At 71.3% G+C, this 9,720-nt stretch carries 6 protein-coding genes, 1 tRNA gene and 1 pseudogene; 1 reads left to right on the plus strand and 7 read right to left on the minus strand.

Annotated elements, in window-relative coordinates; genetic code table 11:
- Window positions 1-206: 206 nt before the first annotated feature.
- The 5 genes and pseudogenes from GSF22_RS25150 to GSF22_RS25175 form a co-directional block, all read right to left on the minus strand.
- Window positions 207-3,356 carry an AfsR/SARP family transcriptional regulator gene (locus tag GSF22_RS25150; protein ID WP_307804303.1) on the minus strand — a complete coding sequence of 1,050 codons (3,150 nt, stop codon included), beginning with the start codon at window positions 3,354-3,356 and terminating at the stop codon, window positions 207-209.
- 1,061 nt (window positions 3,357-4,417) lie between these two features.
- Window positions 4,418-4,624, minus strand: coding sequence for a DUF397 domain-containing protein (locus tag GSF22_RS25155; protein WP_208816208.1), 207 nt, complete (start codon window positions 4,622-4,624; stop codon window positions 4,418-4,420).
- A pseudogene (locus GSF22_RS36035) lies at window positions 4,624-5,526 on the minus strand (helix-turn-helix domain-containing protein). The gene GSF22_RS25155 and the pseudogene GSF22_RS36035 overlap by 1 nt, the downstream one beginning before the upstream one ends.
- 111 nt (window positions 5,527-5,637) lie before the next feature.
- A tRNA-Ala gene (locus tag GSF22_RS25170) sits at window positions 5,638-5,710 on the minus strand.
- 95 nt (window positions 5,711-5,805) lie between these two features.
- Entirely contained in the window at window positions 5,806-6,405 is a 600-nt protein-coding gene (locus GSF22_RS25175; RefSeq protein ID WP_208816211.1) for a YqgE/AlgH family protein, read from the minus strand.
- 245 nt (window positions 6,406-6,650) lie between these two features.
- Here GSF22_RS25175 and mdlC point away from each other — a divergent pair, with 245 nt between their 5' ends.
- Complete coding sequence (gene mdlC, locus GSF22_RS25180) at window positions 6,651-8,255, plus strand: benzoylformate decarboxylase (protein ID WP_208816212.1); 1,605 nt, start codon at window positions 6,651-6,653, stop codon at window positions 8,253-8,255.
- A gap of 46 nt (window positions 8,256-8,301) precedes the next feature.
- Here the strand turns inward: mdlC and GSF22_RS25185 are convergent, their stop codons facing one another.
- The gene (locus GSF22_RS25185; protein WP_208816213.1) at window positions 8,302-9,252 is read right to left on the minus strand and encodes a hypothetical protein; all 951 of its coding nucleotides are present in this window, start codon (window positions 9,250-9,252) and stop codon (window positions 8,302-8,304) included.
- Window positions 9,253-9,307: 55 nt separating this feature from the next.
- Window positions 9,308-9,720, minus strand: a 413-nt coding sequence (locus GSF22_RS25190) for a hypothetical protein (RefSeq protein ID WP_208816214.1), incomplete at its 5' end; no start/stop codon positions are given.

The following is a 9,720-nucleotide window of genomic DNA, read 5'->3' on the forward strand; positions in this document are numbered from 1 at the left end:
GTCCACCACCAGCCCGCCCCCGTCGAGGGACAACACCCCCTGGGGGTGAGCAGCGCAATAGGTCCGATGTGGGCCGTCGTCCCCCGGGAGTTCCGGGCGGACGGCGGTCCACAGTCGTATCCGGAGCCGGCCATCGCGCGGTTATCCGACCGGCATCCTCCGCTATCCGACCGCTGATCCGCAGGTCAGGACGGTCGAGTGGCGGGTCAGGACGGCGCCGGTCGACCCCGGTCGGCCATACCCGATCCGGCGTTCGCCCGGTCCGGGTCGCCCGGCAACTGCCGGGGCGGCACCGGGATGCGCAGCTCCCGGCGCCGGTCCAACGGCCGGACCGCCGCCGCCAACCGCTCGTCCTCGCCCGCTGCGGCGGCGTACGCGTCGGTCAGCATGGCGAGTACCCGGTACTCGAACAGCGGCGCCTGGATGGCCCGGAACAGCCCCAGGGCGCGGTGCAGGTGCACCACCGCCTGCGGCGGGTTGCCGCAGGCCAGGGCGAGTTCACCGAGCGCCAGCGAGACCCGTGCCTCGATCAACCGCTCACCGGCGGTACTGGCCAGCCGCAACGCGGTCTGCAACGCCGTACCCGACTCGATGGTCTCCCCGGCCCGCAGGTGCGCGATGCCCAGCCCGTGCAGCGCGTACGCCTCACCGACCGGGTCACCGATGTCCTGCACGACGATCAGCGCCTGCCCGAACGCCTCAGCGGCGGCACCCGGTTCACCGGCCTGGAGGTAGGCGTCCCCCAACCGGTGCAGCACCTGCGCCTCGACCCGGCGGCTGCCGGCCCGGCGGCTCAGTTCCAGGGCCTCGGGCAGCAGCCGGCGCGCGGTGTCGATGTCCCCGGTCTCCAGTTTGATCTGGGCCAGGCTGTGCAGCACGTACGCGGCGGCGACCAGGTCACCGCCCTGCCGGAAGATCTCCAGTGCCCGTTCGTACCGGTCGGTGGCCGCCTCGAAGTTGCCGCACATCCGGTCGATGAAGGCGATGTTGCGCATCACCAGCGCGGCCCCCTGGCAGTCCGCCGAGTCCCGGAACAGCTCGGCGGCGGCCTCCAGCCGCTTGCGGGCCTCGTCGAACCGCTGCTCCACGATGTGCAGCGAGCCGGTGGAGTAGAGCATCGCGGCGGTCGCCCGGTCGTTCCCCTCCTGCTGGGTGGCGGCCAGGGCGATCCGGTGGGTCTCCCGCCAGTCGTTGAGGTAGATCCGGGACTCGAACAGGGTCACCGCGGTGAGCGCCAGGTCCCAGCAGTGCTCGACGAAACCGGCCCGGGCGGCCTGCCGGACGGCCGCGACGATGGTCAGCCGTTCCCGTTCGAACCAGGACAGCGGCGGGTCGACGAGCTGGGCCACCAGGCGGTCCGGCAGCGGCCAGCGCCGGGCGTCGCTGTGCAGCTTGAGGTAGTCACCCCCGTACACGCCCCGGTGTGCACGCTCACAGACCAGCAGCAACGCACCGAGTACCCGCTCCAGCGCATCCTGCCGGTCGGCGGTGGACTCCTCGGCGGCCAGCCGTTCCCGGGCGAAGACCCGGATCAGGTCGTGGAACCGGTAGTGGCTGTGCAGCCCGTTCCCGGTCCCGACGGTCTCGATGAGCTGCGCGTCGGCGAGGTCGTCGAGCAGGTCCTGCGCCTCGGCGAGCGGCTGGTCCAGCAGGGCGGCACCGACCCAGCCGGAGAAGTGCGGGAAGTCCAGGACGGCGAGCAGCCGGAACAGCCGCCGGGCGTCCTCGGCCATGCTGTCGTAGGTCAGCGAGATGCTGGCCCGGATCCCCATGCCGCTGTGCTTGAGTTCGTCGAGCCGGCGGGCCTCGTTCTCCAGCCGCTCCACGAGCTGCCCGACGCTCCAGTGCGGCCGGGCCGACAGCCGGGCACCGGCGATCCGCAGGGCCAGCGGCAGGTGCCCGCACAGCTCCGCCAGCTCGGTGGCCGCGCCGGCCTCCCGGGCCACCCGGGGTGCCCCGGCGATCCGGGAGAGCAGCTCGACCGAGTGCCGGGTGTCGAAGACCTCCAGGTCGATGTGGGTGGCACCGGGCAGGCCGGTGAGCCGGCTCCGGCTGGTGATCAGGACGGCGGAGTGCGGCGTGCCCGGCAGCAGCGGCAGGATCTGGTCCTCGCCGCCGGCGTTGTCCAGCACGATCAGCATCTTGCGGTCGGAGAGCAGGTCGCGGTACATCTCGGCCCGCTCCTCCAGGCCCTGCGGGATGCCGGTACCCGGTACGCCCAGCACCCGCAGGAAACGTTCCAGCACCTGGGTGGGGCTGACCTGCTGGGAGGTACGGCCGTGCAGGTCGGCGAAGAGCTGCCCGTCCGGGTACCGTGCGGCGACCCGGTGCGAGACGTGCACCGCGAGCGTGGTCTTGCCGACGCCGGGTTTGCCGGCCATCACGATCACCGGTACGGCGAGCTGTGCCGGGTTCTCGGCGGCCAGGGCGAACTGCTGCTCGATGGCGTCGGTCTGCTTGGCCCGGCCGGTGAAGTCGGCGATGTCGGTGGGCAGCAGGCAGGGTACGACGGCCGCCGGCTCGGCCACGGCCGGACCGGCCGGCCGGCGGGGCGGGTCGGTGGGTGTGGCGGGTGTGGCGAGTCCCGGTTCCGGCGGGGACGTGGCCAGGTTCAGCCGGGCGTCGGAGGTGAGGATCGCGTGCTGGAGCTGCTGGAGCCACTCGTTGGGCTCCAGGCCGAGTTCGTCGATCAGCCGGCGCCGGGCCACCCGGTACGCCTCAAGGGCCTCGGCCTGCCGCCCGGACCGGTAGAGCGCGAGCATCAACTGCCCGCGCAGCCGCTCCCGCAGCGGGTACTCCTCGACCAGGTCGGTCAGCTCGGCGACCAGGTCCCGGTGCCGGCCGAGTTCGAGTTCCAGCTCGATGCAGTCCTCGTTGACACTGATCCGTCGCTCGGTCAGCCGGGTGACCGCCGACTGGACCAGCCGGCTGTCCAGACCCTCCATCGCCGTACCGCGCCAGAGGCCGAGCGCCGACCGGTAGTGCCGGACGGCCTCCTCGGCACGGTTGCCGTCCCGGGCCTGCCGGGCCTGGGTCAGCAGCTCCTCGTAGCGGTGCAGGTCCAGGGCACCCTCGTCGACCCGGAGCAGGTATCCGCCCGACCGGGTGACGATCGCGTCGGGGTACCCGTGGGCGGCGAAGAGCCGGCGCAGCGCGGAGACGCAGATCTGCACCTGTACCCGGGAGGTCGGGGGTAGATCCTCCCCGTAGATGGCCTCGACCAGTCGGGCGATCGGGACGAGACGGTTGGCTTCGAGCGCGAGGCTCGCGAGCACCACCTGCTGTCGGTGACCTCCCAGATCGAGACGATTGCCGTTGGCGACAACCTCCAGCGGGCCCAGGATACGTAACTCCACGTGCGCCTCCTCGGGCGAGAGGTCGCGGGGAGAGGCAGCCGGGAAGGTCAGCATCGCCAACCCTCCACACGCCTGACTGGCGGAGGGATGCCTGTCCCACCGCCGGGCTTCGGGTCGTGACCAGAACCCGAGCTACGGACCACCGCTTGCACAGTCACGGATGTCTTTCCCCCCGTACCGCTGCAAGGCTACGAATTTGGTCAGCCGGTCGCTAGTCGAGGCAGCAGGTCAGGTCTTATCGCCCAACCAAGACTGCCCGAACCGCCAATTGTGGAAACAAGTTCGTTACTTTTGTTGTTATTAGCCGGATCGTAACCTGGCTATGCTCGGCCGATCGGGAAAGAAATGCGAATGATTTTCACGTGTCGCCATATCCGCTCCCTGACCAGGGAGGACAGGCTCAACACCCGGCCCGACCAGCAATTATCACCCGGTGCGCAAATATGATTACCGAAAGTCAGGGGAATCTGCGCCACAGCCAGGCGCATTTACGCTACGTATCCACTCCGTCATTCTTCGTGGCCGAATGTGGATACCCACCGAGGTACCGGCACACCCAGAACAACGGTAACCGGTTGAGCGGGGTTCACGACCCCCTCTTCACGCATTCCACCGGCTCCCATGAGGCCGACCTGTTCTTTCGGCCATGGCGGGCCGCCCGCGCGGCGAATTGGTGATCAGTCAAATTTCCCAGCAGCACGGGTCGCGGTGGCGGTCGGCAGGTTCCGCCGCCACCCCATTCGCGTCGATCTTGCATTTATGGCCCCGACATAAGTTGCAAGACGGACAAAGGAGGGGCCCAAAGTGCAAGATCGACGCCAAGTTGCTTGTGTCGGCAAGGCGCACAGGCGCGGAGCGATCCGATGGGATCGCTGAGTCGGGCGCCGGTGCCCGACTCAGCGACGGACGCGTCCCCGCTTCCTGAGCACGACGATCGTGCCGACCAGAGCCGTCATGAACGGCAGCAGGCAGCAGACGAGAGCGGTGACGTGCCACGGCTTGAGTGCACCCATGCCCCGGCACGGTAGGCGACCACTGCTCGCCCCCTGCGGTGGCGACCTTCAGGCTCGCAGCGTCTGCCCGGCCTTCAACCCGGCGACGAAGCTGGTCCAGGCGGTGGCGTCGAAGGCGAGCACCGGACCACTCCGATCCTTGGTGTCCCGGACGTCCACCGCGCCACCGACGAACCGGACCTCGATGCAGGCCGCGTTGTTGGAACTCCGGGAGGACTTGAACCAGCCACGACCAGGGGTGGAGTGAGGGGCCATCACGTCATCTCCCTGGCGATCCGCCGAATGAGGGCCAGCGACTCCTCCGAGCCTAACGCCCGCTCCCGCGCCTCGGCGAAGGTGATCACATAGTCGGCGACCCGGCTGGACTGGTCGATGATGTCACTCGACGTGAGGATCTCCTGCCAGACCAGATCGGGCAGCCGGGGCGACGGGAACAACAGAATCTGGAACGGGCCACCGAGTGCGGGATGTGCCCCGGCGCTGAACGGCATCACCCGGATCTCGATCTGCTCCGGCCGCTCGGTGATCAGCGTGGCGAGATGGTCGAGCTGCGCCCGCATCACCGCCGGCCCGCCGATCTGCTGACGCAACGCGCCCTCGGCCACCACGGTGGTGAGCCGGAGCGGCTGGTCCCCGGTCAACCCTCGCCGACTCGCGCTTCACCGCGTACTACGAGAACATCGCCGCTGCCGGGACATCCGGGTGTTGACCCGCCGGTCCATCTCGGTGAGCCGGACGTAGGTGTTGCCACCCCGGATGACCGCGCGGGCATACTCCTCGGTCTGCAACAACCCGTGCAGCAGCTCGTTGTCGTAGCTACGAATGTGGTCGGCGCCGGCCTCGTAGCCAAGGAAGCGGAGGAAGTCAGCCGGGAAGAGCTGCGAGAACTGATGCCACCAGGCCCGCTGCATCGCCCCGACCCGCAGCTTCTCCAGCTCGACAGCCTCGCGCGGATCGATCTCGTAGATCTTCACGAGCTGTGCCAGTCGGTCGGCGGGCAGCTTGACCCGGCCGGCTTCCACGCCAGAGACGTACGCCTGGGTGATGCCGCTCGCCCGACCGGCCGCGACCGCCGTCATGCCCAGCTCCTCACGGCGCTCGCGCAGCCGAAGGCTCAGCTCCCATGCCTGCACGGTGGGCGATGCCGGAAGAAACATCGAGCAGCGGGTGAAACATGTCGAGCCAACGGGCCGAACCCCAGCCCTTCGACCACAACAAAAGACCGGCACCAGTCTTCGACTGATGCCGGTTCACCCTGCTCAACAAGGTGGAGCCGAGGGGACTCGAACCCCTGACCCCCACACTGCCAGTGTGGTGCGCTACCAGCTGCGCCACGGCCCCTTGCTGGTGTTCCTCCCGGTGTCCCGGGCACCTGCGAAATAATACACATGCCGGGGGCGAAGGTCATCTCGCGGGGTCCCCCTTCCGGGCGACGCCTAGTTCAGGGTGACGTCCGAGGGGAAATGGGCCACGGCGGCCATCATCCCGCCCTGCCGCCGGAGCACCATCGGCCACAGGTCGTCCGGCCGGTCGACGAAGGCGTCCCCGGGCAGCGCGTCCAGCACGAACCACGAGCCGTCGGCGATCTCCTGCTCCAACTGGCCGGCACCCCACCCGGAGTACCCGGCGAAGACCCGGATGCCGGTCAGGCTCTCCCGCAGCCGTTCCGGGTCGACGGAGAGGTCGATGGTGCCGACCGCCCCGGAGATCTGGTGGAAACCCTTCATCCGGCGTACCGGGTGCCGCATCCGGGCCAGGCAGATCGCCGAGTCGGGTTGCACCGGGCCGCCCTCGAAGAGCACCGCCGGGTCCCGGGCCAGCCGGCTCCAGTCCCCGAGCACGTCGGAGACCGGCACCTCGGTCGCCCGGTTGAGCACCACACCGAGGGCGCCGCCCGGTTCGTGGGCGACGAGGAGCACCACCGTCCGGTCGAAGTTGGGGTCCTTCAACGTCGGCGTGGCGACGAGCAGCTGCCCGGTCATCGATTCCACCGATCGACCCCCGATCGCCTGCCCCTCTCCCTGGATGCCGGTCATGGTCAGCCGCGCACCGGTACGGAGAGCCCACCGGTCCCGACCCCCGGGACCGCACGGTCCATCGAGATCATGAGTGCAGTCAGTGCCATGCCTGGCACATTAGCCTGCCTCCGGGGTGCTGGCTAAGGTCTGTCTGCGTGACGGAAGAGACGGCCTGACAGCGCCGGTTCTGCCCGATAAATTCGGAATGTTGGCAAGAGCCCGGTACCCCACCGCTCCGGGATCCACGACACGGGGGCATTCCGATGGCGACGGTCCGGGACACCACCTACGACCTGCTCCGCACGCTCGGGCTGACCACCGTCTTCGGTAACCCCGGCTCCACCGAGCAGCCCTTCCTGACCGGGTTCCCCGCCGACTTCCGGTACGTGCTGGCCCTCCAGGAGGCCAGCGCGGTGGCGATGGCCGACGGGTACGCCCAGGCCACCGGTCGCCCCGCGCACGTCAACCTGCACACCGCCCCGGGTACCGGCAACGGCATGGGGAACCTGGTCACCGCGTGGCACAACCGCACCCCGCTGATCGTCACCGCCGGGCAGCAGAGCCGGGAGATGCTGCTGCTGGAACCCCGCCTGGCCAGCCCCCGGGCCACCGAGCTGCCCCAGCCGTACGTCAAGTGGAGCCACGAACCGGTCCGGGCGCAGGACATCCCGGCGGCGCTGATGCGGGCGTACGCCACGGCGGTGCAGCCACCCGCCGGGCCGGTCTTCCTCTCCCTGCCCCTGGACGACTGGCAGCAGCCCGCTGACGGGCCCGCAGTGGTCCGTGGGGTCAGTACCCGGGTCGCCCCCGACCCGGAGCGGCTGGGCCGGTTCGCGGCGATCCTCGCCGGCAGCCGCCGCCCGGTCCTGGTCCTCGGGGCGGCGGTGGACCGGGGCGGGGCCTGGCCCGAGGCGGTCGCGCTGGCCGAGCGGCTCCGGGCGCCCGCCTGGTCCGCCCCGGCGTCGGAGCGGGCCGGGTTCCCCGAGGACCACCCGCTGTTCCAGGGGGTGCTGCCGTACGCCATCGCACCGCTGGCCGAGCGGCTGCGCGGGTACGACGTGGTGCTGGTGGTCGGCGGCCCGGTGTTCCGGTACTACCCGCACGTGCCGGGCGAGCACCTGCCGTCGGGTACCCGACTGCTGCACGTCACCGACGATCCGGCCGAGGCGGCCCGCGCGCCGGTCGGGGACAGTCTGCTCGGGGATGCCGGTCTGACCCTCGCCGCGCTGGCCGAGCTGGTACCGCCGGCCGACCGGCCACCGCCGGAAACCCGCCCGACCCCCGGGAAACCCGAGGAACCGGCCGTCGGGGAGCCGCTCACCCCCGACGCGCTCTTCGCCGCGCTGGCCCGGGTCCGGCCGGCGGACAGCGTACTGGTGCAGGAGTCCCCGTCGAACCTGGCCGCCCTCCGCCGACAGTTGCCGACCACCCGGCCCGCCTCCTACTTCACCATGGCCAGCGGCGGGCTGGGGTACGGGCTGCCGGCCGCGGTGGGCATCGCGCTCGCCGAGCGGGACACCGGACGGCACCGGCCGGTGATCGCGGTCATCGGCGACGGCTCGTTCCACTACTCCGTACAGGCGCTCTGGACCGCCGCCCAGCTCCGGTTGCCCCTGCTGGTGGTGGTGCCCGCCAACCAGCAGTACGCGATCCTGAAGTCGTTCGCGGAGTTCAAGCAGACCCCGGGGGTACCCGGGCTGGACCTGCCCGGTCTGGACCTGGTGACGGTCGCCCGGGGTTACGGCGCCACGGCGCACCCGGTCGGGACGGTGGCGCAGCTCGTCGAGGCGGTGCCGGCGGCGCTGGCCGGTGACGGACCGACCGTGCTGGCGGTACCGGTCAGCACGGCGGTCCCACCGCTGCTGTAGGGCGTGCCCCGGAACAGCGCTGTAGGGCGTGCCCGGAACACAGGTGTCAGCCGCCCGGCCGCAGCATCGGCTGGCCGGTGACCCCGTCGAGCACCGGTCGGGCGCCGAGCGGCGCGTCGAGGGTGACGCTGACCGGGGCGAGCACGAGTTGCGCGGTGCAGATCCCGGTCGACGGGATGATCCCGCCACCGATGACCACGATGTCGTCGAACTCGGCCACCAGAGCGGTCGGGGAGCTGTCGCAGGCGCCGATCCCCAGCTTGTAGCTGAGGGTGGTGCCGTCGGCGGCGGTCAGCTCCTGGGTCACGACGAGGCCGTCGACCGGGCTCGCGGGTACCGACGCCGACGGGACCGGCGCCACGGCGGACGGGGCGACCGCCAGCCGGGCCACCGGCGTGGCGAGTTCCTCCACGGTGAAGAGCCAGGCCGGCACGGTCGCCGGCCCCCGGCTGGTGGCCACCTGGGCGGTGCCGAGCTTTACGCCGGTCACGGTGAGCGGGATGCAGGCCGTGTCGGCCGGGTTGCTGACGGCGCTGTCCGGCCCGGAGCCGGTCGCGGGGGGCCGTGCCGGGCGGGCCGCGCAGGGCGGCGGGTCACCCCGGTCGAGTTGCCGGTACGCCTCGGCGGCGCTGATCAGCGGCACCGTGAGGGTGCCGTCGGGGAAGCGGACGGTACCGGGTGCCGGGGTGCGGGCCGGCAGGGCCACCTGGTCCCGGTACCACCCGTTGAGGAACGCCTGTTTGGTGTCGCCGCTGAAACCCGGGTCGCCGACGAGCACGGTGGCGTCGCCCAGCGGGACGTACCCGGTGCGCCAGGCGGTCGACGCGGCGGACCGGCGCCAGCTCTCGGCGACCTCGGCCGCCCGCTGGTCGAACCGGGCCCAGCGGTGCTCGGAGGGCGCGACCGGGTCACCGGACGGGCCTGCCGTGCCGGCCGGCGCGCAGGCGGCCAGGATCATCAGGAGCGGGAGGCCCAGCAGGGCGGTACGTCGGCGCATGTCCACTCTGACGGGCGTCCGGCGCCGGCGGTTCCCCGACCGGGCGTCCCCGCTGTCAGGTCTCGCCGCCGAGGTCGGTCTGGTACGCCTGGTGGACCAGTTCGGCGCCGTGCCGGCGGTGCCGGTGCAGCTCGGTGAGGAGAGCGGTCAGCCATCCGTGCAGTTCGACGGCGCCCGCCTCGGGCAGGTCGACCCGGCGGCGCAGGGCGTGCAGCGCGGTGTCCACCGCGATGTGCTCGCGGAGCAGGATCTGTACCCGGCGGGCCAGTCGGGGCTCGTCGGCGAGCAGTTCGGCGTACCGGCCGTCGGGCCCCTCGGTCAGCCGTATGTGCAGCGCGAAGGAGCGGTGCAGGTCGGCGAGGTGCAGGCTGAGCCGGTGCCGCCAGTGCGGGTCGGCGGGCTGGCGCGCCAGCGTGGCCAGACCCCGGATCGGCGGTAACGGGGCAGTGGGGGCAGTGGGTGGACGCG

Origin of the sequence: Micromonospora echinofusca (genome assembly GCF_017614955.1) — a bacterium.
Lineage (GTDB): Bacteria > Actinomycetota > Actinomycetes > Mycobacteriales > Micromonosporaceae > Micromonospora > Micromonospora echinofusca_A.

Excerpts from the sequence above, each read along its gene's own strand:
- GSF22_RS25185 (WP_208816213.1), bottom strand. The coding sequence starts at position 9,252 with ATGCGCCGACGTACCGCCCTGCTGGGCCTCCCGCTCCTGATGATCCTG.
- GSF22_RS25175 (WP_208816211.1), bottom strand. The coding sequence starts at position 6,405 with ATGACCGGCATCCAGGGAGAGGGGCAGGCGATCGGGGGTCGATCGGTG.
- mdlC (WP_208816212.1), top strand. The coding sequence starts at position 6,651 with ATGGCGACGGTCCGGGACACCACCTACGACCTGCTCCGCACGCTCGGG.
- GSF22_RS25155 (WP_208816208.1), bottom strand. The coding sequence starts at position 4,624 with ATGGCCCCTCACTCCACCCCTGGTCGTGGCTGGTTCAAGTCCTCCCGG.